The sequence below is a fragment of the Arthrobacter sp. MDT2-34-1 genome (genome assembly GCF_059091365.1).
Genome location: NZ_JBNHGO010000002.1, coordinates 540929 through 566090 on the forward strand (window position 1 = coordinate 540929; position 25162 = coordinate 566090).

The following is a 25162-nucleotide window of genomic DNA, read 5'->3' on the forward strand; positions in this document are numbered from 1 at the left end:
ACGTGGCAATACTCATCGATCCTCCGCTCTGGCCCGCGCACGGCACCCGCTTTTCCCATCTGGTCTCCGACACGTCGCTGGCCGAGCTGCACCGCTTCGCCGCGGCAGCCGAGATCCGCGAGCGGGCCTTCGACCGGGACCACTACGATGTGCCGGCCAGCCGCTACGCCGAGCTGGTCAGGCTGGGTGCCGTCGAAGTCAGCGCCGGTGACCTGACCCGCCGGTTGCAGGCGAGCGGGTTGCGGGTACCGGCCCGTCAGCGCCCGGAGAGGCTGCGCAGGGTGCTGCTCCGCCGGTGGAACGAGCTGCTGCCCGGGCAGGAGAACCTCGGCCGCGACCTGCTGGACCGTTGGGGAGAACCGCACCGCCACTACCACGGCCCCGGCCACCTGCTGGCTGTCCTGGAGGCGCTGGAACAGCTCACTGCCCCGGCCGGGTCCGTTCCCCGGCCGCGGGCAGTATGGTTGGCGGCCTGGTTCCACGACGCCGTCTACAACGGCCGGCCCGGCGTCGACGAACAGGAATCGGCTGATCTCGCGGCTGCCTGCCTGCCGGCCGCGGGCTGCAGCGGCGAGGAGACGGCCGAAGTGGTCCGGCTGGTCCTGCTCACGGCCACCCATTCGCCCGGCCCGCAGGATCGGACCGGTGCCCTGCTGTGCGACGCCGACCTGTCCGTCCTCGGCGGAACGCCGGCGGAGTACCGCAGCTATGTCCGGGACGTCCGCAAAGACTATGCGCACGTGCCCGACGCCGACTTCGCCGCCGGGCGCACCGCCGTCGTCCGTGGTCTGTTGGCGCTGGATCCGCTCTACCGGACCCCGTCCGCCCGGGAGAAGTGGCTGGAGCGTGCCCGGCACAACCTCGCCGCCGAGCTGGAAGCCTGGCACGAGAGGCCCGACTGGCTCGCTCCGGAAAGGGGTTAAAGGCCGCGAGGCGCGGCTCCCGTGACGGGAACCGCGCCTCGCTGAACCGTGGCCTGCTGTCAAGCCGAGGTGGTGGCGGGGAAGCTTAGAAGCCGCCCATGCCGCCCATCTCGTCGCCGCCCGGCATGGCCGGAGCGGCCTTCTCCGGCTTGTCGGCGACAACGGCTTCGGTGGTCAGGAACAGGCCGGCGATGGAGGCCGCGTTCTGCAGGGCAGAGCGGGTCACCTTGACCGGATCGTTCACGCCGGCAGCCAGCAGGTCCTCGTAGACACCGGTGGCGGCGTTCAGGCCGTGGCCGTCGGCCAGGCCGCGGACCTTGTCGGCCACGACGCCCGGCTCCAAGCCGGCGTTGAGTGCGATCTGCTTCAGCGGAGCGTCGATGGCAACCTTGACGATGTTGGCGCCGGTTGCTTCGTCGCCTTCGAGGTTGAGGTTGGCGAACGCCTTGGCGCCGGCCTGGATCAGGGCCACGCCGCCACCGGCGACGATGCCTTCCTCAACGGCAGCCTTCGCGTTGCGGACAGCGTCCTCGATGCGGTGCTTGCGCTCCTTGAGCTCGACCTCGGTTGCGGCACCGGCCTTGATGACTGCAACGCCGCCGGCCAGCTTGGCCAGGCGCTCCTGCAGCTTCTCGCGGTCGTAGTCGGAATCGGAGTTCTCGATCTCGGCACGGATCTGGTTGACGCGCCCGGCGATGGCGTCGGCTTCGCCGGCACCTTCGACAATGGTGGTCTCGTCCTTGGTGACAACCACCTTGCGGGCCTGGCCCAGCAGGTCCAGGGTGGCGTTCTCCAGCTTGAGGCCGACCTCTTCGGCGATGACCTGGCCGCCGGTCAGGATGGCGATGTCGGCCAGCATGGCCTTGCGGCGGTCACCGAAGCCCGGAGCCTTGACGGCCACGGACTTGAAGGTGCCGCGCATCTTGTTCACGATCAGGGTGGCCAGGGCCTCGGCCTCGACGTCCTCGGCGATGATCAGCAGCGGCTTGCCCGACTGCATGACCTTCTCCAGGATGCCAACCAGGTCCTTCACGTTGGAGATCTTGGAGTTGACGATCAGGATGTACGGATCCTCGAGGACCGTCTCCTGGCGCTCTGCGTCGGTGACGAAGTATGCGGACAGGTAGCCCTTGTCGAAGCGCATGCCTTCGGTGAGCTCAAGCTCCAGGCCGAAGGTGTTGGACTCCTCGACCGTGACGACGCCTTCCTTGCCCACCTTGTCCAAGGCCTCGGCGATCAGCTCGCCGATCTGCGGATCTCCGGCGGAGATCGACGCGGTAGCGGCGATCTGTTCCTTGGTCTCGATTTCCTTGGCGGAAGCGATGAGCTCGGTGGTGACGGCGTCAACAGCCTTCTCGATGCCGCGCTTCAGGCTCAGCGGGTCGGCGCCGGCAGCAACGTTGCGCAGGCCTTCCTTGACCAGGGCCTGGGCCAGGACGGTGGCGGTGGTGGTGCCGTCACCGGCGACGTCGTCGGTCTTCTTGGCGACTTCCTTGACCAGCTCGGCGCCGATCTTCTCGTACGGGTCGTCCAGCTCGATCTCCTTGGCGATGGAAACACCATCGTTGGTGATCGTGGGGGCGCCCCACTTCTTTTCGAGCACGACGTTGCGGCCACGCGGGCCGAGGGTTACCTTAACGGCGTCAGCGAGGGTGTTGAGTCCGCGCTCGAGGCCGCGGCGGGCCTCTTCGTCAAATGCAATGATCTTTGCCATAGCGGCTTACGTCCCTTCTGGACAATAGACACTGGACGCAGCTTTTGACGGCTGCTGGCCACCTGCGGTGCCCGCGACGGACGGCTCACGACGACGGCGGATTCGGTACGCCGCGCCGCTCACCTCACCGAGGTGGCGGGTTTCACTCCCTACAGGCTTTCTTAGCAGTCAGCCCGCGAGAGTGCTAACTCAATAATTAGCACTCGCAGGTGTCGAGTGCAAGCTGTTGGGCCTGCCGGATGACGCGCTTCTCCGGCCGAGATCCCCCTGAGCACCCCCGGGCCAACAATCAGGGTGGACCCCCATGGAAACGACAGGCCCCTCCCGCGTAGATTGGCAGGCAAGACAGCGCACGCGAACAATCGGCCCGGCACCGGGCACAGGTCGGAGAACCATGTCTGAATCACCGGACGAGAAGAACACCAGCAACCCCACCGAGCCGCTGGCACCGGGCACCAACCCGACGAGGCCGCTCGGCGGACAGCCGCCGTACGGCGCAACGGGACAGCAATACCCGCAGCCCGGCCAGCCGGGTTACGGGGCTCCGGGGCAACAGCAGCCGGCCCCGGGCCAGCAGCCCTTCGGCCAGCAACCGTACGGCGCCCCGGGACAGCCATACGCGCAGCCCGGCCAGCCGGGCCAGCCGGGCCAGCCATACGGGCAGCAGCAGTACTACGGGGCTCCCCCGGGCTACTACTATCCGGAACAGAAGTCCCGGCTGATCGGCGGGCTGCTCGGCATCCTGCTGGGCGGCCTGGGCGTCCACCGGTTCTATCTGGGCCACGTCGCCATCGGCGTGGTGCAGATTGTCGTCACGTTCCTGACGTTTGGTTTCGGCGCCGTCTGGGGGTTCGTCGAGGGCATCATGATCCTGGTCGGGGCAGAGCCGTTCAAGCGCGACGCCCGCGGGATCCCGCTCAAGGAGTAGCCCGACCGGCGCGACGAAACCGGCGCGAGAAACCGGCGCGACGAAACCGGCGGCGGAGGCACCCCAGCCTCCGCCGCCGTCGTCGTTCTGGGTCTGCTACGGGGCGACCCGAACTTCTTCCGCCTGCGGGCCCTTCTGGCCCTGGCCGATCTGGAACTCTACGCGCTGCCCCTCATCGAGGGAACGGTAACCATCCATTTGAATAGCGGACCAGTGGACAAAAACATCGGAATTTTCTTCGTCCACGGTGATGAAGCCGTAGCCCTTTTCCGCGTTGAACCATTTGACGGTTCCCAGCGCCATAGCGTTCTCCATACTCAGTAGTTCCAGCCTGCCGTGTACGGTTCAGCGGCAGGATGGTTTCACCTTAACCGCGCAGCGGGGTGAAGTGAGCTACCGCACACCTAAATGTTATTGAGGCGTAACCGAAATTCCGCTTGGAGGCCGCCCTGCATGGGTAACGGGGCTACGGCGCGCGAGGAAAATGCCTTACTGGTAGCCGGGCCCCAGCGCGACGGTGACGTACTGCGAGACGTTGCCGTTTTCCTGCATCGCACTGATGCCCAGTAATTGTCCAAGGGCCCGCGCGTTGGCTTCCTGGCCCGGGTTGTAGAAGATCACCGAGCCGGCGAGCGGGGCACCGCCCCAGTTGTCCACGACCGCGATCGACCAGCCGTCCGCCTGCACCCGCTGCGACACGGTTCCGGCCAGCCCGGTCACGCCGGTGCCGTTGAGGATCATCACCGGGTCCTGCTTGTTGACCGCCGCGGCCTCTTCCGTGGGTTCCTCGGTCGGCTCCTCGGTGGGCTCTTCCGTTGCCTCCTCGGTCGGCTTCGCGGTGGCGGTCGCTTCCGGCTCGGCGGTTTCGGTTTCCTGCGCCGTTGGCGTGGGCGAAACGCTGGCAGCGGGGGCGGCCTGGCCGGCGGCCGTGGTCGAAGATCCTCCGCCTCCCAGCAGCGGAAGCACGAAGAACGACAGGGCGCCAACTGCCAGCGCCAGTACCGCGGCCAGGACGATCAGGCCCAGGCCGTTGGACTTCGGCGTCGCCATCCGTGCGCGGTGCACACCGTGGCGGTCTGAAGTTTCAGGGACCTGGTCGAACTCATCCCGGGGGTACTTGCTCATCGCTTTCAGTGCATCCTTGTGGTGGCGAAACGGAAACCGGCCTACCAGGCCGTCCCGGATCTAGGCGTCGGTGCCCAGCCGGCGAGCAGTGCGCGCGCGCTGGCGGGACGTACGTAGTCTACGCAATCTCTTCACCAGCATCGGATCGTGCGCCAACGCATCCTCGGTGTCGATCAACGCATTCAGGATCTGGTAGTAGTGCGTGGCGGACATGTCGAACAGTTCGCGGATGGCCTGCTCCTTGGCTCCGGCGTACTTCCACCACTGCCGCTCCAGGGCCAGCATGCGCTGGTCGCGTTCGCTCAGCGGGCTGGCGTCGTCAACCTCGGCCTCGAGTGAAAAGGCACTGGCCTCGGCCGAACCCGCCACAACACACCTGCGCTTCCTAGTACTTGCTGACAGCAATCAATACCTCCCCCATGATAAAGGCGAATCACAGGCGTGTCATTCACCGCCCCGGGCCGGTTGCGGCCCGGCGAGCGCCGCCCCACCTGATTGCCGGCCGGCGGGTGGTTTCCGCAAAGATGGAACTGTGAACTACGACGACGGTGCCCTCTTTCCGCTGCCAGCCCACCCGCCTGCCGCGGACCTTGGCGCCCCGTACCCGTTTGCCTCCCCCCGGGAGCTCTCCGCCGTGATTCATCCCGAATGGGCCGAGGTGCTCGCTCCCGCCGAACCCCTGCTCTGGGACCTGGCTTCCTACCTTGACGGCGAGCGCGCCGCCGGAAAGACCTTGCTGCCCGCGCCGGCAAACGTGTTGCGGGCATTCCAGCGGCCGCTGTCCAAGGTCAAGGTCCTGATCGTCGGCCAGGACCCCTATCCCACGCCGGGACACTCGATCGGACTGGCCTTCGCCGTCGAACGGCACGTGCGTCCGCTGCCGCGCAGCCTGGCCAACATCTACCGGGAACTGCAGATGGATCTGGGCATCCGGCCGCCCCAGCACGGAGACCTGAGCGCCTGGAGCGACCAGGGCGTGCTGATGCTCAACCGCGCGCTGACTGTGGAGGCGGGCAAGGCCGGGTCCCACCGCAACAAGGGGTGGGAGCAGGTCACCGAACTCGCGGTCCGGGCGCTGGCTCAGCGCGGCGGCCCGCTGGTGGCACTGCTCTGGGGCCGCGAAGCCCAGCAGTTGGCTCCGGTACTGGAGCAGGTGCCGCGGATCGAGACGGTGCACCCCAGCCCCCTGTCGGCCTCCCGCGGATTCTTTGGGTCGCGGCCCTTCAGCCGGGTTAACGACTTGCTGGCCGCCCAGGGCGCCGAACCGGTGCACTGGGAGCTGCGCTGAGCCGCGTCGTGCAGCCGGGCGACGTGGACGGCCGACTGGCAGACGCCGGAACGTTTTGTCCATGTTTTGCGCGCGGCTCCGGCGTCGCCGCAGGTCAAGGCCTTAACGGTTTCCAAGACATGGACAGTTTCGGCCAAACGTGGACAGCCGGGACCTTGCCCGGACCGCTGAGGCCAAGGGGTTCGCGGTGGGGGTCCGTGCGTTCCTGGGCGCGCGTGTGACCTTTAACATCCGCAAATTGGGATTACCCGACCGGTGGATTAGGTTCTCCTCAGTAGCAGTTTCCCTTCGTCAGGAGTAGTGCAGGATGCAGACACAACCGGCAGCAGCCCCGGCCCGTGCGGGACGGAGCGCTCGGCCGCCGCGGGTGCAGACGAATCTCCAGGTGACGCGCACCGAGTGGATTTCACAGCACATGGTCCGGGTCTACGCCGGCGGCGAGGCGTTCGATTCGTTCGCCGAACGGTTTGCCGCCAAGGACGCCACCGACCAGTACATCAAGATCATCTTCCTGGACCCCGCGCTCGATGTGGAACTCCCGGTCAACGTCGCGGAGCTGAAGGAAACCCTTCCGGCCGACAAGCTGCCCGTCACCCGCACCTACACCGTGCGCCGGCTGGACCGCGACACCCGCGAGGTCGTGGTCGACTTTGTGGTCCACGGCGACGAAGGCCTCGCCGGACCCTGGGCCGCGCAGACCAAGCCGGGCGACTGGATGATGTTCAACGGCCCCGGTGGCGCGTACCGGCCCGATCCCGACGCCGACTGGTACCTTTTGGCCGGCGACGACGCGGCGCTGCCGGCAGTTGCCGCCGCCATTGAGGCACTGGCTCCGGACGCGCGCGGCCATGCCTTCCTGGAAGTGGATTCCGAGGCGGACGTGCAGGAGCTGGGCGCTCCGGCCAACCTGGAAATCCACTGGCTGTTCCGGCGCGGCCAAACGCCCGGGACCGCTACCCTGCTGCGCGACGCCATAGCCGGCCTGGACTGGCCCGACGGCCGCGTGGATGCATTCGTCCACGGCGAGCGCGACGAGGTGAAGTCCCTGCGCGATGTCCTGTTCAAGGACCACGGGTTGTCCCGCGACCAGGTCTCCATCTCGGGTTACTGGGCCTACGGCCGGGCCGAAGACGCCTTCCAGGCGGAGAAGCGCACGCCGGCGGGCCAGATCTTCCCGGAGAACTACCCGGCCTGAGCCGGGATCGCCGGGGGCTTTCTGCAACGATCCACCGGCGGACGGCGCCCACCGGGCGCCCATCCCCGACGCCCACCCCGGCCCCCGGTGCAGGGCAACCCATCCCGCACCCGGTGGATCCTGCGTCCTTAGCGGCGCCGGGCCCGCCGGTTTTCGTTCGAGCCCAGCCCCTTGGTGAACGGCCGGGCCAGGTTGTCGCCGAGCACGGTACCGCCGGCGATGGCCAGGATCACCGTCAGCGCACCGAACAGCCCCAGGATGCCGTTGAACGGCGCCTCCGAGTTGACGGTCAGCTCGAAGATCGACCGGAACACGGACAGCCCGGGCAGCAGGAACAGCACGGCCGGCACCGCCACCACCAGCTGCGGCGAGCCCATCCGCAGGCCCACGATGCGCCCGAGGAACCCGATCACCACCGCCCCGACGGCGGGGCCGATCCGGTCGCCGATCCCCGCCCACACCGCGAGATCGTAGATCAACAGCCCGACCAGCCCGACGGCGGCCGTGGGCAGCAGCATGTTCAGCTTGGTCTGCTCGGTCATGCTGAGGGCAATGGTTGACACGACGAGCAGCAGCGCCCGCACCACGTAGGGGTACTGGCCTTGGCCCTCCACAAAGACTTCGGGCAGGCTGACGCCGAGCATCGAGCCGCCCACCAGCCCCACGGCGACGCCGGCGGCAATCGCAGCGAAGGTAAAGAAGGCCGAGAGATAACGCCCCGACGCGGTGACCGGGAAGCCGTTGATCGCATCCTGGGTGGCGGAGACCAGCCGACCGGTCGGCAGGAGGAACAGGATGCCGCCGGCGATCACCAGCGACGGGCTCATCGGCACGTGCAGCGTCCAGAACAGCAGCGCCATGACGGTGGCCAGGCAGGCGCCGATGCCGGTGATGAAGAAGTCCGGCATCCGCCATTTGCTCAGCTTCCGCCCGACCAAACCCATCAGCACGGTGGAGATGCCGCCCACCAGGGCCGCGAAGACGCTGCCGCCGAGGAAGGCAATGATGAAGCCGGAGAACACGCCGCCGGCCGCGATGGCCATCCACCGGGCGAAGGGCTTGGGGCGCGAGGTAATCTCCTGCAGCCGTTCCTTCGCCTCGCTGCGCCCCACCCCGCCGTTGACGATGTCGGTGACCAGTTCGTGCACCAGGGACAGGCCGGCGTAGTTGTTGGTCCAGGACCGCACCACCCGCATCACGGTAATGGGAATCGTGTCCGGTTTGGCGTAGTTGATCACCACGGACTGGTTGGTGATGTCCACGTCGATGTCGCTGAGCCCGAAGGCCGCGGTCACGGCGATGATGCTGGTTTCCACCTCCAGCGCGCCGGCCCCGTAGCGGAACATGGTTTCCGCCACGTCCAGGGCAAAGTCCAGCGTGATGCGGGCGGAGGCATCGACCCCGGCCGTCTGGATCATCGGGTTCGCGTAGGGGCTGCCGGCCAGCCTCTCGACGATGCTCATCGGCGCGGTGGGCGGCGCCTCGCCCTGCACGAGCTTGCGCAGCATCCGGCGGGCCGCCGCGTTCGAGCGCGAGGCTGCCGCGGAGGCGGGCAGCGGCGCGGTGCCGCTGGGAACGGGCTTGACCTGCTTGGCTACCGGCCGGTCCGTCGGACGCGGCACCGGAGGGTGGGTGCTCTGGGGCCCAGCGGCCGAACCGGCGCGTCCGGTGCCGGAGCCGCGGCCGGCGTCGTTGGCCGGGATGTTTTTCGGCTTGATGATCGGCAGCATTCCCGCCTGCGGAGTCATGGGTGACATGGATTCCTGGTCTGGGTCCTTGTCCTGCAATCCCTCTCCGTTCTGCGTCTCCGCCACCGCCGGGCGGCGCTCGTTGATCCCGGGTTAAATCCTTGCACACCTCGCCGGGAGGGCGCCGGGATGGTGCCGAGGCGCGCGTCACGTCTCGCGGATTTCACCGCTGACGACGTCGATGCTGAACTCCCGCGTGCGGCTCGCCACCGGGGCACCGCCGGAAGGTTCGTCCGCCGGGACCGCGGTGCAGGAGAAGGAAACGGTCAGGCCTCCGGCCGCGACGTCGGCGCGCGTCACCGTGCGGACAGGATGGAGGTAGCTGGCTTCTCCGCCCGGGCCCAGGTCCTGGGGCGGAAAATCCGCGGCGTTGTCGAACCCGCCGGCCAGGCTCACCCTCAGGTGCTGCGGTCCCAGCATCTTTGCCCGCCCGGCAAAGACCAGCACATCCCCGGCGCGGTGGCCGGGCTCCGGCCCGCCCCCGGCCGGGCTGCGGACCTCCTCCAGCACCATGTCGAAGCGCAGCGGGTAGTCCTTGGGCACCGGCAGCGGCCCGGTCACGGGGCCCGGCCCCGCCGCGTCGTCGTCGTCCCGGGCCGTGACGGCCCCGCGCGGCCAGGCCGCCAGCAGCCGCCCCGGATCTGCGGTGGCATAGACGATCTCGCGTCCGCCCTGCCGCTGGTACAGCACCCCGATGCGGCCGTCCGGCAGCCGCACCGCGGCCGGCCCGCTGGCACCGCTCCCGTAAACGGTGAGCTTGTGCGGCCACGAGTGCCCGTTGTCCCGAGAGAGGCTGAGTACCACGTTGCGGGGCAGCAGCGGGTCCTGGCAGTTGGCGGCCAGCAGCCAGCGGTCGCTGGCCGGTGCGGCCAGCCCGCCCACGGCCGGCAGCCCGTCGAAGCGGACCAGGGAGCCGCTGCTCCCGGGATCGGACAGTTCGTCGACCGGCTGCAGCGGCCCGTAGCTGTGCCCGCCGTCGTCAGAGACCGCGGCCAACCGCCGGGGAGCAGCCCAGGTATGCAGCAGTACCCGGCCGTCGGTCAGGCAGACGGCGGCACCCCCGCCGTCCTCCGCGGCCGGGCCGGAGTCCTGCGCCGGCAGCGGCTTTCCCAAGGTCCAGGTGTCCCCGTGGTCGTCGCTGTAGCAGGAGGCGGCCCCCGCGCCCGCGCCCTCGGCCATCACCGCGAACAGCACCAGCAACCGCCCGGCGTATCGGCCGGCGTGCACGCCGGTGCCCGGCCCGGCAGCGGCGAGCCGCGTGATCGCGTCCGAGGCAGGCCGCGGGGCGACCGACCGGTGCTGCCAGGTGGCGCCGTCGTCGTCGGAAGACAGCAGTTCGAAGCGCCGTGCCGTGGCCGCCGGGTCCGGCCCCGCTTCGCCGCCTCCGGCCGCCGCGACGAAGGCCAGGAAAATCCGCCCGGTTGCGGCGTCGGAAAACAGTCCCGGCCGGCCCGCCGCGTGTCCGGACGTGTCCGCCCACGCCACCTGCTGCGGTTCCCAGGTCGCGCCGCCGTCGAAACTGCGGCGCAGCAGCAGGTCGCCGGTCGCAGGCGACCGGCCCTGCCTTCCCATCCCTGCATAGGCGACGACGGCGCTGCCCGCCGGGGTCACGGCGAGCGCCGGAGCCCGGTACTGCCGGTAGCCCTCCACGCCCCGAACGGCGAGGACCTGTTCCATTCCTCCACCGTACCGGCCGCGGCGCCCCGAGGGCAGTGCCGGACGACACGCCGGATCAATCCGGTTGCCTGGCCCAACCATCGGCCACTATGTGAACTGAAGCACACGTTGCAGTTCTGCTCGCACCCCTCTCCTGAAAGGACGCCCGACGATGAGTTGGTTGGACCGATCGCATACGATCGCCCCTCCGGGCTTTAACCGCTGGCTGATTCCGCCGGCGGCGCTGGCCGTGCATTTGTGTATCGGCCAGGCCTACGCGACCAGTGTGTACAAGAACGCCCTGGTCGCCCACTTCGACGTCAGCCTGACCGAGATCGGCATCATCTTCTCCATCGCCATGGTGATGCTCGGGCTCTCCGCCGCCGTCATGGGCACCTGGGTGGACCGCAACGGTCCGCGCATGGCGATGTTCACCTCCGCGGTGTTCTGGAGCTCCGGCTTCCTGGTCGGCTCGATGGGCATCTTCACCGAACAACTCTGGCTGGTCTACCTGGGCTACGGCGTGATCGGCGGCATCGGCCTGGGCATCGGCTACATCTCCCCCGTATCAACCCTGATCAAGTGGTTCCCGGACCGCCCCGGCCTGGCCACCGGCATGGCGATCATGGGCTTTGGCGGCGGCGCGCTGATCGCCAGCCCGGTCTCCACCGCACTGCTGCAGTTCTACGACCCCAGTTTCGACGGGACCCCGGGCTGGGTCGCCAGCGGCGACGCCGTCGGCAAGCTGTTCCTGACCCTGGCCGTGGTGTACCTGGCCTACATGCTGTTCGGTGCCTTCACGATCAAGGTGCCGGCGGACGGCTGGAAGCCCGAAGGCTTCGACGCCTCGAAGGTCAAGGCCAAGGCCCTGGTCACCACGGCGAACGTCTCGGCGAAGAATGCCATCAAGACCCGCCAGTTCTGGCTGGTCTGGGTCGCCCTGTTCTGCAATGTCACGGCAGGCATCGGCATCCTGGAGCAGGCCTCCCCGATGATCCAGGACTTCTTCCGCCAGCCCGACGGCGTTTCGCTGGTGTCCGCGGGCGTTGCGGCCGGATTCGTGGGGCTGCTCTCGATCGCGAACATGGGCGGCCGGTTTGTCTGGTCCACCACCTCCGACTACCTGGGCCGCAAAAACAACTACATGCTGTACCTGGGCGTGGGCGCCGCCTTGTACGTGGTGCTCGCCCTGTTCGGCTACACCTCCACCGGGCTGTACGTGCTGCTGGCGGCCGTCATCATCAGCTTCTACGGCGGCGGCTTCGCCACCGTGCCGGCCTACCTGCGCGACCTGTTCGGCACCTTCCAGGTGGGCGCCATCCACGGCCGCCTGCTCACGGCCTGGTCCGCCGCCGGCATCGCCGGGCCGTTGATCGTCAACGCCTTCCTGGATGCCCAGGGCAAGCCGGGCGAGCTGACGGCGCAGGCCTACCAGCCGGCCCTGCTCACCATGGTGGCCCTGCTGGTCATCGGCTTCATTGCCAACCTGATGGTCAAGCCGGTGGACAGCAAGTACCACGAGGCACCGGCCAGGGATGCCGGCGAAGCCGCGATGGCCGGAAAGGAGGCCTGAGATGAAGAAAGCCCAAGTAGCCCTCGGTTGGGTGCTGGTCGGCGTGCCGCTGCTCTACGGCGTCAGCCAGACGCTGCTGAAGGTCTCCGCGCTCTTCGGCTGACCCAACTGCGCACCTACCCCACTACGCACCTCCCCCGCATCACCGCTTCGCCGGCCCACCTGGTGAAGCTCAACCCCCGGCAGGCCCGGCTCCTTCGAGCCGGGCCTGTTGCTTGACAGCGGACCGGCCGGTCGTAGCGTTGGACATGCCATGGAATGGTTCAGTGCCGAGGGGTTCGAGTTGGCGCGGCAGGTGCTGCAGCGGGGCATCGCCGCGGTGTTCCTGATCGCCTTCGCCTCGGCTCTGGCCCAGTTCCCGGCCCTGCTGGGCGAACACGGGCTGCTGCCCGTGCCCCGGTTGCTGGAGCGAAGAACCCCGCGCGGCTTCACCCTCTTCCGCTGGGGATACACGGACCGCCGGCTGCGGGCGGTGGCCTGGGCCGGCGTCGTCATCGCAGCCCTGGTGGTGGCCGGGCTGCCGCAGCTGGGGCCGCCGTGGCTGCCGATGATCGCGTTCCTGGCCCTGTGGTTCCTGTACATGTCCATCGTGAACGTGGGCCAGACGTTCTACGGCTTCGGCTGGGAGACGCTGCTGCTCGAGGCCGGCTTCCTTGCCGCCTTCCTGGGCTCGGACCGGGTGGCGCCGCCGGCCCCGGTGCTGTGGCTGTTCATCTGGCTGGTGTTCCGGCTGGAGTTCGGCGCCGGCATGATCAAGATGCGCGGCGACCCGGTCTGGCGGGACCTGACCGCCCTGTACTACCACCATGAGACCCAGCCGATGCCCAATCCGGCCAGCTGGTTTTTCCACCACCTGCCCAAACCGCTGCACAAGGTGGAGGTGGCCGGCAACCACTTTGCCCAGCTGGTGGTGCCGTTCTTCCTGTTTTTCCCGCAGCCGGTGGGCAGCATGGCGGCCGCGGTCGTGATCGTCACGCAGCTGTGGCTGGTGGCGTCGGGCAACTTCGCCTGGCTGAACACCCTGACCATCCTGCTCGCCTTCGCGGCGGTGTCCGACGACGCGGTGCAGGCCATCCTGCCGGTGGGTGACTTCACGCCGGAGTACCGGCAGGAACCGGTGTGGTTCACCGTTGTGGTGCTCGCGGTGTGCGCCCTGCTGGTGTACCTGAGCTATTGGCCGTTGAAGAACCTGTTCAGCCGGCATCAGCTGATGAACGCCAGTTTCAACAGCTGGCACCTGGCCAATGCCTACGGCGCCTTCGGCTCCATCACGCGGGAGCGTTACGAAGTGGCCGTGGAAGGGTCCGCCGACGGCGTCCACTGGCGCGAGTACGGGTTCAGGGGCAAGCCCGGAGACCCGCAGCGGATGCCGCGGCAGTACGCGCCCTACCACTTGAGGCTCGACTGGCTGATGTGGTTCCTGGCGCTGGGCTCCCGCGGCGAAAACTGGTTCATCCCGCTGCTGGTGCGGCTGCTGGAAGCGGACGAGGCCACGCTGAAGCTGCTCAGGCACGATCCATTCGACGGCGTACGGCCGCTCTACGTGCGCGCGACGCTCTACCACTACCGGTTTTCCACGTGGGCAGAAAAACGAAGCACCGGCCAATGGTGGATCCGCCGGGAGTCCGGCCAGCTGGTCCCCCCGCTCTCCCGCCCGCGCGCCGCGGAATAACCCGGGCCGGCCCGCGGTTGCCGCCAGTAGACACCATGCATATGCATATGCATATATACCTTAATGATGAAAGGCGGCCACCGCGTGGCACAGACAATCGAACTCGGGCTGGACACCTTCGGGGACGTCACCACCGGAGCCGACGGCAAGCTCCTGCCGCACGATGAGGTCATTCGGAACGTGATCGCCGAAGCGAAGTTGGCCGACGAGGTCGGCCTGGACTTCATCGGCATCGGCGAGCACCACCGCGAGGACTTCGCGGTGTCCGCCCCCGATGTGGTGCTGGCCGCGATCGCCGGCCAGACCAGCCGCATCCGCCTGGGCTCGGCCGTGACCGTGCTCAGCTCCGACGACCCGGTCCGGGTGTTCCAGCGCTTCTCCACCCTGGACGCCGCCTCGAACGGCCGCGCCGAAGTCATCCTGGGCCGCGGCTCGTTCACGGAGTCCTTCCCACTGTTCGGCCTGGACCTGGCCGACTACGACGTCCTCTTCGACGAGAAGCTCCACCTCTTCACCGAACTGCTCAAGGAAGAGCCCGTCACCTGGGCCGGCCGCACCCGGCCGCGGCTGGACAACAAGCGGGTTTACCCGCCCACGGCCTCCGGCAGCCTGAAAACCTGGATCGCGGTCGGCGGCACCCCGCAGTCGGTGGTCCGCGCGGCCCACTACGGCCTGCCGCTGATGCTGGCCATCATCGGCGGGGCACCGATGAACTTCGCCCCCTTCACCGAGCTCTACCAGCGTGCGCTGGACCAGTTCGAAAAGCCGGCGCTGCCCGTCGGAGCGCACTCCCCAGGCTACATCGCGGACACGGACGAGCAGGCCCGCGAGGAGATGTGGCTGCCGTATGCGGACATGCAGGAGCGGATCGGCCGCGAGCGCGGCTGGAGCCGGATGACCCGCGGCCAGTTCGAGGCCGAGGCGGGCCCGGACGGCGCCCTGTTCGTCGGCTCCCCGGAGACCGTGGCCACCAAGATCGTGAAGGTCGCCAAGGGCCTGGGCCTGTCCCGCTGGGACATGAAGTACAGCCTGGGCACCCTCCCGCACGGGAAGCTGATGAACTCCATCGAGCTCTACGGCACCAAGGTGGCGCCGCTGGTGCGGGAGCAGCTGGCGGAGTAGTCGCCGAACGGGCGGGGCTGGCGCGCGTCAGCGTTCGACGGCGGCGGGAGGCTTCGCGGGGAAGCCTCCCGCCGCCGTCCCGCTCGCCTTGGTAGTGATTTTTCGGGCGGGCGTCATTTCTTTGCGCGCGGGGACGTCCGCCAGGGGTCTCACCATCGTGGTTTTATCGTTCAACCCGTACCCTGAATGATGTGCGCGTTCTTGTGAAACCTTTTATTGCCATCATCCTGCTGTTCGCCCTCGCTTTCGCGGGGGTGGCCCCGGCCTCGGCGGTCACCAGGAACGCGCAGGATCCGTTCGTCGCCGAGGTGCTGCGGCTGACCAACCTTTACCGCGCGCAGAACGGCCTCTCGCCCGTGGTCTGGAACCAGAACGTAGGCAATGTTGCCCAGCAGTGGTCCGAGGAGCTGAACGCGCGGATCAACAAGAACACGTTGGACATGAACAAGATCCATCGCCCGGGCTACGGCAGCAACGAAATCCCGCGCGGTTTCGACTGGTACACCGAGAACATCGCCATCAACAACTCCGCCCGCGAGGTGGTGGACTGGTGGATGAACTCCCCCGCGCACCGCGCCGGCCTGCTCAGCCCCAACGCCACGGACATCGGCGTGGGGTATATGAAGACCACGCACAAGGACTGGTACGGGATGTACGTGGCGGTGGCGAACATGGCCGGCTACGCAACCACCCGGGCAACGCTGCCCCCGCATCCGGGCATGGTGCGCGCCAGCTTCCAGCACGGCGACGTCGCGGCCATCGACTCCGCGGGGAACCTCTACGCCTACGACTCGGCCAAGGGCCACGACCTTTACAAGCGCCGGCTTGTAGCGAGCGGGTTCAAGGGAGTGTCACAGGTTCAGGTGGCCGACTGGAACGCCGACGGCGTGCTCGATGTGGTGGTGCGCTGGAAGTCCGGCAAACTGACGGCTCACTTCGGCAAGCCGGACGGCGGACTGGAAAGTGCCGCCACCATCGGATCCAGCGGGTGGGGAAACTACGACGTCACCGTTACCGCGTGGAAACAGGCCGACCCCTACCCTGCGCTGCTGGCCCGCAACACCGACACCGGCCGGCTCTACTACTATCCGAACCCGGCCGGACTCAATCACGGCAGCCGCACGCTGCTGGGCACCGGCTGGAAGTCCCTGCCGATCTTCACGGCCGACATCGACGGCGACGCCAAGATGGACGTCGTCGCCAAGACACCCCAGGGCCAGCTCAAGCTGTACCGGTCCAACGGCGCCGGCAAGTTCATTTCCGAGACCAGACGGATCATCGGCTCCTCGGGCTGGAACGCGATGACGCATCTGTCCCTGATCCGGGACCATCTGGGCGACGGAAAGCAAGGCGTACTGGCCCGCGACTCCCGCGGCAATCTGTACCACTACCCGGTGCTGATCAACAAGCTTGGCTCGCGGGCCGTCATCGGCGTCGGCGGCTGGCAAACCCTGATCATCGGCAGCTGACGCCGAGCGCCCGAGGGGCGAGGGCCAGCGGCGTCCAGCCGCGCTCCTGATCTGCGAGCGCCGGGGCGGCCCGGGCTACTCTTCCCCGCCCAGGAGCTGCTCCCCTTCCGACCCGGCGCCGTCCTTGTCCGCCGGCAGGTTTTCTTCGAGGTCCCGGTCGATCTCCGATCCGGGTTCGATGACGATGCCGTCTTCGTTCTGCGGGATGTCCGGATCCAGTTCCGGGCGGTCTTCGCTCACAGCATTGCTCCCCTCACCGTCGCTTACGTGTTGGCTCCTCAGCCGCCTGCAGGCCCTCACCCGTGGGCGCGCTTGTTCTCGTCCGGCGCGTGCACGTGCGTGCCGCCGACGAGTTCCACCAGGCCCTCCACCGCCGAGGACAAGGACAGATCCGGAGTCCGTGCAATGAAAGGCACCAGCAGCCTGTTCTCCTTCTCGATGTGCAGTGCGAACACGCTGCACATCGAGGCGGCCACCGTGGCCGTCTCCATTCCTTCGGCGCCCCGGAGTTCGTCCAGCAGCGAGGCCAGCGCGGTATGGTCGGCCAGCAGCGACTCCACCAGGAGCCGGGCTTCCCCGGTCGCCCCGGCCGGCCCGTACAGTTGGGCTTCTTCCAACTCGGCGTGTGGCAACATCTCCCGTTCGCCCCACTCCAGCAGTATGCCGTGCGCGTTGTAGACGGTGTCTTCATCTCCGGTGTCGAGGGCACGGGTGAGCTCCGCCGTCGTCGCCTGCAGCCGGGCCAGCATCTCACGGTGGTGGCTAACGACGGCGGCCGCGGCCGCGTTCTCTGCCTCGACGCTGCTGTCGGTCACCGCATGCTCCTCGGGTCGAGGTGGGGCCGCCTGCAGGCGGACCGGGTCTGTCCATTGTCGACGCGGGCAGGCGGGCTGTCGAGGGTCAGGCCGCCCCAGCCGCCCGGCGCCCGAGGCTGCCCATCATCCGGGCTACGCCGGGAAACGCGGAGGATCCTGCCGATCGTAGTGCCGCTCCGTCCGCTGCTCTGGCGGCGTGCGGCACGTCGTGCTAGTACGGGAGTGGCCTGACAATCGCCGGGCCGGGTCACGTCCGGGCCTCAGGATGAATGCCGGCTCCGGCCGGCTGACTGGAAGGAAAACCGTCATGCCCAACTATCGGATCGGATATTTTGTCGGGAGCCTGGCCAGCGGCTCCATCAACCGGACCCTTTCGAAGGCGCTGATTAAGCTTGCCCCGGAGGGTATGGAGTTCAACGAGATCCCCATCCGGGACCTCCCCCTCTACAACTCGGATTACGACGCCGACTACCCCGCCGAGGGCCGGGCACTGAAGGAAGCGGTGGAGGCCTCCGACGGCATCCTTTTCATCTCACCCGAATACAACCGGTCCATCCCCGGAGCCTTGAAGAACGCCATTGACTGGGGGTCCCGCCCGTGGGGGACCAACTCCTTCGCCCGCAAGCCCACCGGCATCATCGGCGCTTCCCCGGGAGGCATCGGCACCGCCGTCATGCAGTCGAGCATGCGCAGCGTTCTCAGCTTCCTGGACGCCCCGCAGCTCAACGCCCCCGAGGCCTACATCAGCTTCAAGCCGGACATCTACGGCGACGACGGCGAGGTCAGGGACGAGTCCACGCAGGCCTTCCTGCGCCACTACATGGAGGAGTACTCCGCCTTCGTCCAGCGTGTCCTTGACGCGAACGCCGCCGGACACATTGGAGACGAGGACCCCGAATCCCGCAAGTGACGCCACAACGGTGGTGGATGCGGTCGTTCAGCTAGCCACGGGTCAGAGGTGGGCCCGACGAGGGTGAACCGCTCCCGGGGCTCTCCCGCGGTCCACCGGAGGGGACGCCCGCCCCCTCGGGCAGGCTACCGGTTGGCGATGGCAGCCGCCGTGGCGAAGTAGTCGGCGTCGACCATGACGGCGTAGCGCTCGGCTTCGAGGGACTTGACCGACTTGAAGTCCCGGCGTCCCCCGGTGCTCCAATGCCCGATGAAACCGAAAGCGGCCCCCCATACTGCTGCGATGACCACGCTTCCCAGCAGCACGCTCAGCCAGACAATACCGGGGACAAAGAGCCCGAACAGAAGTCCGATGAGCAGGCCGAACCAGGCGCCGCCCGCAGCTCCGGCCAGCGCGGCCTTGCCCTTGGTCATCCGGCCCGTAACCTGCTCCACGCTGCTGATGCCGAGGCCGACAATGCGCACGTGCTCCACCGGGAACTTCTCATCCGAGAGGCGGTCCACCAGGCGCTGCGCCTGCAGGTAGTCCTTGAACTCGGCGAGCACGGCTGAGGTTCCCGGAGCCGCCGGACCGGAAACAGTCGACTGATGCTGGAATGATGTGGTGGTCATGTTCCTACCTCCAATGGTGTTGTCTTTGTGGACGCATCAAGCTTAGCAAATTTAGTTAGGTTAGCCGAACCGAATCTTTCTGGATAGGCTTCCCCCTGACCGATACAGCGACGCAAGCGGGCGACGGCGACAGGCCGACATAGAGTGCAGGTCCGCACGGCTTTGCCCTGATGCTCCAGTGGGCCAGCAGGAAAAAATCCGAGACTTCGTCTTCGGCCCGGCAGCCGCTGACCTCTCGCCAACCGATACGGCGCTGCTGGAATACCTCACCGGGAACGGCCCAATGCGCCTTTCGGACCTGGCCGCACAGTGGGGAGTGAATAAATCGACCATGAACCCGCAAGTCCGCCGGCTTGAAGGCAGAGGACTGATGGATCGCCAACCTGACCCCGCGGATCGCCGCGCCACCCTTCTTGGCACATCAGCCAGGGGAATCGAACTGCAAAGGCAAATCGGCCAGGCCGGCGCCGCGGCCTTCGACGAAATCCTTTCCACGTGGTCACCTGAAGACCGGGAAATCCTCGGCGCAATGCTGGTCCGCTTTGCCAAAGAACTTTCCGCAGCCACGCCCCGGCTTTTCCAGTACGGCTCACCCCGGGCTTCCTTGCCCGAGTCCACCCGGGAATGACCCGGGAAGCACTCCCGCTGAAAGCACCTGTCGCAAGTCATTGCAGCTGCTAGGCCGAGCTCGGTGTGGCATCCCGGACCCGGTCCGGGGGGCTGTGCATTGCCGGTGCCGGGGCGGGCGGGCATGATGCTGAGATGAGGCTGGCGGGAGAAGCGACCGGCTCTTCTCTCGAACACTGGCTGTTGTCGGGGGCCGAGCGGGGCAACGACGCTACACAGCTGCTCCCATGGACGGCCTGCAACGAGGTGCGCGTGCTTGTGCACGGCCGGGAGTATTTCCCGCTCCTGGCCGCTGAGCTGCATGCCACGGGGCCGGGGGACCTGGTCCTGCTTGCCGGGTGGCGGATGGACGCCGACGAGCTGCTCACCGACGGCCTGACCGTGGCGGAAGCGCTGAGCCGCAGCGCGCGGCGCGGAGCCACGGTCAAGGGGCTCCTGTGGCGATCCCATCCCTCCTGGATAGTGGGCACGCTGGGACAGAACCGGGAGTTGGCCGCCGCCATCAACGCCTCGGGCGCCGAGATGCTGCTCGACCACCGCGTTCGCAGATTCGGCAGTCACCACCAGAAGTTCGTGGTCATCCGGCGCGCGGCCCATCCTTCCACCGACGTCGCCTTCGTGGGCGGGATGGATCTGGCCCGGTCCCGCGGCGACGACGAGACCCATCGAGGGGACCCGCAGCCCCGCAGGTTTGCCCGCGCCTACGGACCGACTCCGGCATGGCACGACGTGCAGCTGCTGCTGCGCGGACCGGTCGTCCTTGAGGTGGAGAAGGTGTTTCGCGAGCGCTGGGACGACCCCGCACCAATGGCACGCTTGCCCTGGCACCGGCTGCCAGACATGGTCCGCGGCCTCCTGCAGCAGGCCTCCCCCTTGCCTCCCCCGCGGCCGGCACCGCCTGCCGCGGGTGACTGCGACGTGCAGTTACTGCGCACCTACCCCAAACGCTCTCCGGGCTACCCGTTCGCACCCGGCGGCGAGCGCAGCGTGGCCCGCGATTACGCGAAGGCGCTGCGGCGAGCACGACAGTTGGTCTACGTGGAGGACCAGTATCTGTGGTCAGCCGACGTCGGCCGGGTCTTCGCGGAAGCCCTGCGCCGCAATCCCGGCCTCCATGTCATCGCAGTCTGCCCCCGCTTCCCGGACCAGGAGGGCAGGCTCAAGGTTCCACCGGCGCTGTTCGGTCAGGGTTTGTCCTGGCGCATGGTGCACGACGCCGGAGGCGACCGGCTGCTGATGCTGGACATCGAAAACGGGCAGGGCTGGCCAATCTACGTCCACTCGAAAGTCTGCGTGGTCGACGACGTCTGGGCCGCCGTGGGCAGCGCCAACCTGAACCGGCGATCCTGGAGCCACGATTCCGAACTCACGGCCGCCGTGCTCGACGAACAGCGCGACCCGAGGCCACCGGCAGACCCGGCAAAACTCGGTGACGGTGCCCGCCCGTTCGCCCGTGACCTGCGCCTGCGGCTACTCTGCGAACATCTGGGACGCGTCCCCGGCGATAATGCTGACCTCCTCGATCCCCGCGAGGCTGTACGCGCCGTCCGCTCAAGCGCCGACGAGCTCGATGCCTGGCATCGTGCAGGTCGTTTACTGCCGCGGCCGCAAGGACGGCTGCGCTCCCATAGCCCGGCGGAGGGATCCCCTTGGCAGCGCCGGTTGGCAGCCCCGGCCTACCGGCTCCTCTTCGACCCGGACGGCCGCCCCCTCCGGATGAGACTGCGGCGCCGTTACTGACCGTCATGCCACCGCTGCGGCGCCGGCCCCTCGTGGAAACCATGTCTCGGGCGATTCAACCGCGCTCGTTAGCTCTCGTCAGCCCTCGCAGCCGACGCCGTCGCCGTCGCGGTCGAATTTGGTGTCCCAGCCGGGGTCGCCGGCCCGGATCGGGGCCGCGCCGGCTTCCTTCACGGCGGTGCAGTTCTTGTAGAACACGTTCCCGCCGGCTGGCGCCTCCTGGACAGGCGCCGGTGCAGGCTGTTGCTTTGGCGCAGGAGCGGGCTTGGGTGCCGCCGGCGCGGCTGCCACGGGCACGTCCACTCCCCCGTCGGCCGGGACCGGTTGGTCCGGGCAGGACGTGGAGAGGATGTTTTTGATGGCGTCGTGCTCGGCCTGGGTCATCCAGAGTCCGTACTTGGCTTTGACGGCGGTCTGCCGGGCCACGTACTCGCAGCGGAACGCCTTGTTCGGCGGCAGCCAGGTCGCAGCGTCGCCGTCGGACTTGGAGCCGTTGGTGGGTCCGTCCACCGCCAGCAGATTCAGCGGGTCGTTGGCGAAGACTTCGCGCTGGTTCTTGGCCAGCTGCTGGGCACCCTTCTGCCAGGCGTCCGAGAGGGCGACAACGTGGTCGATCTGGACGGCGGTGCTGGTCTTGTTGCCGCGGACGAAGTCGATGGTCGTGGCGGTGAAGGGATCGGTCAGCACCCCTGAGGTGACCACACAGCCGCCGGCCTTGAGAACCGTGTAGTCCAGATCGCGCTGAAGGATGTCATTGCGCGCGTCGCAGCCGTTACGGTCCGGATCCAGCCAGCCGTCACCGAACTGGTCGCGCGAGTATCCGGTCTTTGGGGCGCGGCCCTTGATCGCGATGCTATCCAGTTGTTTCAGGGCGGTGCCGGCGCCGGCAGGCTCCTCCTCCGGTTCCTGCGCCGGCGGGGCCTTGGGCTCCTCCGTCTTCTCGGTCGGTTCCGGGGTTTCGGGAACCCGGGTCGGTTCGGGGCTGTCGGTCACCTCGATGGTGGGGGCGACCAGGGGCTGGTCCGCTTCGGCGGGCGAGGTGCAGCCGGACAGCAGGACGGCCAGCGCCAAGCAGGCAAGTGCGAGGGGTTTCTTCTTCTCCATGTCCATTCATGTCTACGGCAGACGCCTCATCGCGCCCGGATGGACACGCCGTAGCGGCAGGCATATGAAGGCGGAGCAGAGCGGAGGGAAATCACTGATCGATCAATAGTCTTCGCGGTGGGGAACAAGCCGCAGACAAGGATCGGTTCCGCGGTTCAGAGGCTCCGGAGCGGGCAGGGCCAAACAACCGTGAGCACCATGGAAGCTGCTTCAACCCGCCGGTTCCATGCTCCCGTTTATCGCGGTCCCCTGGTGTGACGTCCTGGGCCGCGACGGAACCTCGGCCGGGTCAGCCGCCGGGCGGGCCGCAGCCGCACTGTCGCCGCGGTTACTCCACCGACACCCGCCGGCGCTGGCAGGAGAGGATTCCCGGCCCCTTCCGGGACTACCTTCTTCCTGGCCCGGCGGGCAGCTGCCAAGCCGGATGGGGAGCGGCGGTGCGGCGCAACGGGTCGGCCTTCCCGTCGATTCGGCACAAGCACCAGCACCATAAAAGGGGCAAAGGCGAGCACGAGGTCGATAACGAAAAGGGTGACTTCCATGGCCAACTCCTACCCTTGGCTCTTAGGGTAGGCGCCGATTGGCGGGCACACAATGGGTTGAGGTGCTGGCCCGGGGATCGGTGACGGCAGAGCCTCGCGCCGCCCCAATTTAGAGCCAATCCGGCGACGGCGGATGGTCACCGGGACGCCTTTCCTGACACTTCACATCCTTCGCCCCTCGCCCCTCAGTTCTCAGCTCTCAGCTCTCAGCTCTCAGCCCTCAGCCCTCAGCCCTCAGCCCTCAGCTGATACGCTCCTTGCTTCCTGTGTACCCGACTCCGTGCCGGTCCCGGCAACGCCGCTCGAAATCTGAGATCCTGTCAGAGGCCGGTGTTAGGTTGGCAGCAACCTCAGATGGAGAGAAGGAGGACGAGATGGCCACTACACATTCCCGCGGCATCGGCATCGACTTCATGGATCCCAACTCGTGCGGCCGCTGCGACGCCTGCGATGAACTGCCCGCACCGGTGATTTGCGAGGACTGCTGTTATGACGAGGAGGGCAACTTCGTCCGGCTCGTTGAATGGCCGTGTTCCGAGGCGAAAGCCGCCAAGGCAGCCTAGGCACAACCCCGTTGGCGGGACGCGTAATCCGATGGGGGCCAATGAAGCGTTGCCGGCGAGTTCCTCCGCAGCATTAAGAAGCCCGCACTCGGTGCGAAGCTGTCTGCTAAAGGATGGCGCTGAAGAGCGCCATCCATACCAGCGCACCAAAGACGGCCCCGGCGAGGATGGGCAGCATGGCGATGGCGATCGCCCAGACTCCCGGTTTCCTGCCCGCATTCTTCGAGAGCGCCACGAGGCCGGCGATCAGTCCTGCCAGCAACGGCAGCAACGACGCCCACATGAGCACCCAGATCGTCGGCAACAGCAGGCCGGCCAGGAATAGTGCCAGGCCAAGGAGAGATAGTCCCAGGGCGAGCCTGCCCGTCTTCTGATTTGCCGCTTGTGCGTAAAGTCGTTCAGTCGGCACGAGTGGTCCAATCTGTCGGGAAGGTCAAGCTGAGAAGAAGGCTATACCAATCTCCTGACTGGTCAGCAGCGGCACCACAACCCAGTCGAGGAGCCGCATTTTGCCCGTGCCTGCACGCTAAGCGGGATCTACTGCTTTCTCAGTCACTTGCTCGCGGGCATGCAGATCAGAACGGCTCTCGACTGGTTTCTTGTACAAACCGTGTGCGTTCACGAGATGGACCTTCGTTGGCAACTCATGGCGGTTGCTCAGCCTGGGTGGCATAAGGTGTTCCCGTGGCAGATCTCCAATCCTTTGCCCCCGGCCTGTCTGCGGAAACAGCGGTCCCTGCCGGGCAGGCTCCCCCTGCGTCACTCACCCTCGGTCATGTGCTCACCGGCATGGGCGCGCATTATGCGGAGGTCCGGTTGGAGGACGTACACGTCATCCGCCACGCCTTCAGGCCAAGAGACCCCCGTGGGCTGCGTGGACCGGAGGACCTGACCGAGGAGCGAGTCCTCGCCTACACCCGAGAGCAGGACGTTTCGCCCCGCCGCTTCCCCGCGGACCCTCCTCGATACTGGGTGATCCTCATCGCCGACGGCCAGCGCCGCTCCCGTCTCTGGGGTACCTATGAAAACCATGGCGAGGTGTCAGCAGAGCGCACCGAGGCGAACCGGTACTACGACCTGCGACCGACAGGCTTCCTTGCCTCCCTGAAAGACCGGCTCGTGGTCGAATGGGACACCCCCCGCATATGGCACCGGAAGGCAAGCTCTGACAGCGCCGCGCGCATGCCTGTCACCGTTGTGGCAGAACGGTTTTTTGGAGAACCTCCCGGCGTCCCGGAAGGCACCTGGCGGGCCAGGCGGGAAATGTCGGTACTCGGGGTACACCAGTCGATCATAGACGGCATCAGCGGGACCAAGACCGAGAGAGCGGACTCGATCGCCGACAGCGGCGGGCATGAGGACGATGAGGACTTCGGTGACGAAACCATCTACCTCGGCGCCGGCGGCAACGACCTCAACACCGGAAAGCCGATTGCCGACCTCCCCGAGGGCAGCAGGATGCCGAAAACATCCGCCAGTGTGGTGACCCGTACCATCCGCAGCACCGCCGTGTCCCGGGCGGTCAAAAAGCTCTACCAGGACCACTGCCAGATCTGCGGCCTCCGGCTCGACATCCCCGGCGGCTCGATCTCCGAGGGAGCCCACATCCGGGCGCTGGGCAAACCACACGACGGACCGGACACGCCCGAAAACGTGCTCTGCCTCTGCCCCAACCACCACACCCTCTTCGACGAGGGCGGTATCTACATCACTGATGACCTGACGGTCACCGATCATCTGGGACTGGTCATCGGCACCCTTCAGAGGCACGCCCAACACGACGTCGGCGTCGAGTATCTGCGCTACCACCGCGAACTTTGGGGGTACCAGTAACGGC

Annotated in this window: 25 protein-coding genes; 14 read left to right on the forward strand and 11 right to left on the reverse strand. The window is 67.5% G+C overall.

Annotated features, from left to right (window positions below; translation table 11 throughout):
- The first annotated feature begins 2 nt into the window (after positions 1-2).
- Positions 3-923 carry a DUF4031 domain-containing protein gene (locus AC5RVV_RS12895; protein WP_494001780.1) on the forward strand — a complete coding sequence of 307 codons (921 nt, stop codon included), beginning with the start codon at positions 3-5 and terminating at the stop codon, positions 921-923.
- Between the two features lie 85 nt (positions 924-1008).
- On the opposite strand, the gene groL is transcribed toward AC5RVV_RS12895, so the two are convergent.
- The gene (groL, locus tag AC5RVV_RS12900) at positions 1009-2637 is read right to left on the reverse strand and encodes a chaperonin GroEL (RefSeq protein ID WP_494001781.1); all 1629 of its coding nucleotides are present in this window, start codon (positions 2635-2637) and stop codon (positions 1009-1011) included.
- Between the two features lie 394 nt (positions 2638-3031).
- Here groL and AC5RVV_RS12905 point away from each other — a divergent pair, with 394 nt between their 5' ends.
- Positions 3032-3565 carry a TM2 domain-containing protein gene (locus AC5RVV_RS12905; protein ID WP_494001782.1) on the forward strand — a complete coding sequence of 178 codons (534 nt, stop codon included), beginning with the start codon at positions 3032-3034 and terminating at the stop codon, positions 3563-3565.
- Positions 3566-3661: 96 nt separating this feature from the next.
- Here AC5RVV_RS12905 and AC5RVV_RS12910 read toward each other — a convergent pair whose 3' ends face one another.
- From AC5RVV_RS12910 to AC5RVV_RS12920, 3 genes are all read right to left on the reverse strand, one after another.
- Complete coding sequence (locus AC5RVV_RS12910; protein WP_127515201.1) at positions 3662-3868, reverse strand: cold-shock protein; 207 nt, start codon at positions 3866-3868, stop codon at positions 3662-3664.
- A 186-nt stretch (positions 3869-4054) separates the two neighbouring features.
- The gene (locus AC5RVV_RS12915; RefSeq protein WP_494001783.1) at positions 4055-4690 is read right to left on the reverse strand and encodes a LytR C-terminal domain-containing protein; all 636 of its coding nucleotides are present in this window, start codon (positions 4688-4690) and stop codon (positions 4055-4057) included.
- Between the two features lie 60 nt (positions 4691-4750).
- Positions 4751-5059 carry a DUF3263 domain-containing protein gene (locus tag AC5RVV_RS12920; protein WP_127515197.1) on the reverse strand — a complete coding sequence of 103 codons (309 nt, stop codon included), beginning with the start codon at positions 5057-5059 and terminating at the stop codon, positions 4751-4753.
- A 163-nt stretch (positions 5060-5222) separates the two neighbouring features.
- Here AC5RVV_RS12920 and AC5RVV_RS12925 point away from each other — a divergent pair, with 163 nt between their 5' ends.
- Together AC5RVV_RS12925 and AC5RVV_RS12930 are read left to right on the forward strand one after the other, a co-directional pair.
- Complete coding sequence (locus AC5RVV_RS12925; RefSeq protein ID WP_494001784.1) at positions 5223-5978, forward strand: uracil-DNA glycosylase; 756 nt, start codon at positions 5223-5225, stop codon at positions 5976-5978.
- Positions 5979-6285: 307 nt separating this feature from the next.
- The gene (locus AC5RVV_RS12930; protein WP_494001785.1) at positions 6286-7173 is read left to right on the forward strand and encodes a siderophore-interacting protein; all 888 of its coding nucleotides are present in this window, start codon (positions 6286-6288) and stop codon (positions 7171-7173) included.
- Positions 7174-7301: 128 nt separating this feature from the next.
- Here the strand turns inward: AC5RVV_RS12930 and AC5RVV_RS12935 are convergent, their stop codons facing one another.
- Together AC5RVV_RS12935 and AC5RVV_RS12940 are read right to left on the reverse strand one after the other, a co-directional pair.
- The gene (locus tag AC5RVV_RS12935) at positions 7302-8930 is read right to left on the reverse strand and encodes a threonine/serine exporter family protein (protein WP_494001786.1); all 1629 of its coding nucleotides are present in this window, start codon (positions 8928-8930) and stop codon (positions 7302-7304) included.
- A gap of 138 nt (positions 8931-9068) precedes the next feature.
- A complete protein-coding gene (locus AC5RVV_RS12940) occupies positions 9069-10598 on the reverse strand; it encodes a sialidase family protein (protein ID WP_494001787.1) in 1530 nt (509 codons plus the stop codon).
- 151 nt (positions 10599-10749) lie between these two features.
- Here AC5RVV_RS12940 and AC5RVV_RS12945 point away from each other — a divergent pair, with 151 nt between their 5' ends.
- The 5 genes from AC5RVV_RS12945 (at position 10750) to AC5RVV_RS12965 (ending at position 16413) form a co-directional block, all read left to right on the forward strand.
- Complete coding sequence (locus tag AC5RVV_RS12945) at positions 10750-12150, forward strand: OFA family MFS transporter (RefSeq protein WP_494001788.1); 1401 nt, start codon at positions 10750-10752, stop codon at positions 12148-12150.
- Position 12151: 1 nt separating this feature from the next.
- Positions 12152-12253, forward strand: a complete 102-nt coding sequence (locus AC5RVV_RS12950; RefSeq protein WP_493968694.1) for an MFS transporter small subunit — start codon at positions 12152-12154, stop codon at positions 12251-12253.
- Positions 12254-12403: 150 nt separating this feature from the next.
- The gene (locus AC5RVV_RS12955; RefSeq protein ID WP_494001789.1) at positions 12404-13822 is read left to right on the forward strand and encodes a lipase maturation factor family protein; all 1419 of its coding nucleotides are present in this window, start codon (positions 12404-12406) and stop codon (positions 13820-13822) included.
- An 84-nt stretch (positions 13823-13906) separates the two neighbouring features.
- Positions 13907-14944, forward strand: coding sequence for an LLM class flavin-dependent oxidoreductase (locus AC5RVV_RS12960; protein ID WP_494001790.1), 1038 nt, complete (start codon positions 13907-13909; stop codon positions 14942-14944).
- A 203-nt stretch (positions 14945-15147) separates the two neighbouring features.
- Positions 15148-16413: a CAP domain-containing protein gene (locus AC5RVV_RS12965; RefSeq protein ID WP_494001791.1), complete on the forward strand. Its 1266-nt coding sequence runs from the start codon at positions 15148-15150 to the stop codon at positions 16411-16413.
- A gap of 75 nt (positions 16414-16488) precedes the next feature.
- Here AC5RVV_RS12965 and AC5RVV_RS12970 read toward each other — a convergent pair whose 3' ends face one another.
- Together AC5RVV_RS12970 and AC5RVV_RS12975 are read right to left on the reverse strand one after the other, a co-directional pair.
- Positions 16489-16653, reverse strand: coding sequence for a hypothetical protein (locus AC5RVV_RS12970; protein ID WP_494001792.1), 165 nt, complete (start codon positions 16651-16653; stop codon positions 16489-16491).
- Between the two features lie 56 nt (positions 16654-16709).
- Positions 16710-17228 (reverse strand): hemerythrin domain-containing protein, encoded by a 519-nt coding sequence (locus AC5RVV_RS12975; protein ID WP_494001793.1) that lies wholly within the window; start codon positions 17226-17228, stop codon positions 16710-16712.
- Between the two features lie 307 nt (positions 17229-17535).
- On the opposite strand from AC5RVV_RS12975, the gene AC5RVV_RS12980 reads away from it, so the two are divergent.
- Positions 17536-18138: an NADPH-dependent FMN reductase gene (locus tag AC5RVV_RS12980; protein WP_494001794.1), complete on the forward strand. Its 603-nt coding sequence runs from the start codon at positions 17536-17538 to the stop codon at positions 18136-18138.
- A gap of 125 nt (positions 18139-18263) precedes the next feature.
- Here the strand turns inward: AC5RVV_RS12980 and AC5RVV_RS12985 are convergent, their stop codons facing one another.
- On the reverse strand, positions 18264-18749 hold the full coding sequence (locus AC5RVV_RS12985; protein ID WP_494001795.1) for a general stress protein: 486 nt from the start codon (positions 18747-18749) through the stop codon (positions 18264-18266).
- A gap of 178 nt (positions 18750-18927) precedes the next feature.
- Between AC5RVV_RS12985 and AC5RVV_RS12990 the strand changes: the two genes are divergently transcribed.
- Both AC5RVV_RS12990 and AC5RVV_RS12995 read left to right on the forward strand, forming a co-directional pair.
- Positions 18928-19377: a MarR family winged helix-turn-helix transcriptional regulator gene (locus AC5RVV_RS12990; protein ID WP_494001796.1), complete on the forward strand. Its 450-nt coding sequence runs from the start codon at positions 18928-18930 to the stop codon at positions 19375-19377.
- A gap of 134 nt (positions 19378-19511) precedes the next feature.
- The gene (locus AC5RVV_RS12995; RefSeq protein ID WP_494001797.1) at positions 19512-21116 is read left to right on the forward strand and encodes a phospholipase D family protein; all 1605 of its coding nucleotides are present in this window, start codon (positions 19512-19514) and stop codon (positions 21114-21116) included.
- A 78-nt stretch (positions 21117-21194) separates the two neighbouring features.
- Here AC5RVV_RS12995 and AC5RVV_RS13000 read toward each other — a convergent pair whose 3' ends face one another.
- Positions 21195-22220 carry a GmrSD restriction endonuclease domain-containing protein gene (locus tag AC5RVV_RS13000; RefSeq protein ID WP_494001798.1) on the reverse strand — a complete coding sequence of 342 codons (1026 nt, stop codon included), beginning with the start codon at positions 22218-22220 and terminating at the stop codon, positions 21195-21197.
- Between the two features lie 916 nt (positions 22221-23136).
- Here AC5RVV_RS13000 and AC5RVV_RS13005 point away from each other — a divergent pair.
- Entirely contained in the window at positions 23137-23325 is a 189-nt protein-coding gene (locus AC5RVV_RS13005) for a hypothetical protein (protein WP_494001799.1), read from the forward strand.
- A 106-nt stretch (positions 23326-23431) separates the two neighbouring features.
- Here the strand turns inward: AC5RVV_RS13005 and AC5RVV_RS13010 are convergent, their stop codons facing one another.
- The gene (locus AC5RVV_RS13010; protein WP_494001800.1) at positions 23432-23734 is read right to left on the reverse strand and encodes a hypothetical protein; all 303 of its coding nucleotides are present in this window, start codon (positions 23732-23734) and stop codon (positions 23432-23434) included.
- A 275-nt stretch (positions 23735-24009) separates the two neighbouring features.
- On the opposite strand from AC5RVV_RS13010, the gene AC5RVV_RS13015 reads away from it, so the two are divergent.
- On the forward strand, positions 24010-25158 hold the full coding sequence (locus AC5RVV_RS13015; protein WP_494001801.1) for a YDG/SRA domain-containing protein: 1149 nt from the start codon (positions 24010-24012) through the stop codon (positions 25156-25158).
- The last annotated feature ends 4 nt before the right edge of the window (positions 25159-25162 follow it).

Bases quoted from the DNA above. Each gene is read 5' to 3' on its own strand.
- groL (WP_494001781.1), bottom strand. From the start codon at position 2,637: ATGGCAAAGATCATTGCATTTGACGAAGAGGCCCGCCGCGGCCTCGAG.
- AC5RVV_RS13000 (WP_494001798.1), bottom strand. From the start codon at position 22,220: ATGGAGAAGAAGAAACCCCTCGCACTTGCCTGCTTGGCGCTGGCCGTC.
- AC5RVV_RS12980 (WP_494001794.1), top strand. From the start codon at position 17,536: ATGCCCAACTATCGGATCGGATATTTTGTCGGGAGCCTGGCCAGCGGC.
- AC5RVV_RS12950 (WP_493968694.1), top strand. From the start codon at position 12,152: ATGAAGAAAGCCCAAGTAGCCCTCGGTTGGGTGCTGGTCGGCGTGCCG.
- AC5RVV_RS12935 (WP_494001786.1), bottom strand. From the start codon at position 8,930: ATGTCACCCATGACTCCGCAGGCGGGAATGCTGCCGATCATCAAGCCG.
- AC5RVV_RS12955 (WP_494001789.1), top strand. From the start codon at position 12,404: ATGGAATGGTTCAGTGCCGAGGGGTTCGAGTTGGCGCGGCAGGTGCTG.
- AC5RVV_RS12930 (WP_494001785.1), top strand. From the start codon at position 6,286: ATGCAGACACAACCGGCAGCAGCCCCGGCCCGTGCGGGACGGAGCGCT.
- AC5RVV_RS12940 (WP_494001787.1), bottom strand. From the start codon at position 10,598: ATGGAACAGGTCCTCGCCGTTCGGGGCGTGGAGGGCTACCGGCAGTAC.
- AC5RVV_RS12995 (WP_494001797.1), top strand. From the start codon at position 19,512: ATGAGGCTGGCGGGAGAAGCGACCGGCTCTTCTCTCGAACACTGGCTG.
- AC5RVV_RS12905 (WP_494001782.1), top strand. From the start codon at position 3,032: ATGTCTGAATCACCGGACGAGAAGAACACCAGCAACCCCACCGAGCCG.
- AC5RVV_RS12985 (WP_494001795.1), bottom strand. From the start codon at position 18,749: ATGACCACCACATCATTCCAGCATCAGTCGACTGTTTCCGGTCCGGCG.
- AC5RVV_RS13005 (WP_494001799.1), top strand. From the start codon at position 23,137: ATGGCCACTACACATTCCCGCGGCATCGGCATCGACTTCATGGATCCC.
- AC5RVV_RS12910 (WP_127515201.1), bottom strand. From the start codon at position 3,868: ATGGCGCTGGGAACCGTCAAATGGTTCAACGCGGAAAAGGGCTACGGC.
- AC5RVV_RS12945 (WP_494001788.1), top strand. From the start codon at position 10,750: ATGAGTTGGTTGGACCGATCGCATACGATCGCCCCTCCGGGCTTTAAC.
- AC5RVV_RS12915 (WP_494001783.1), bottom strand. From the start codon at position 4,690: ATGAGCAAGTACCCCCGGGATGAGTTCGACCAGGTCCCTGAAACTTCA.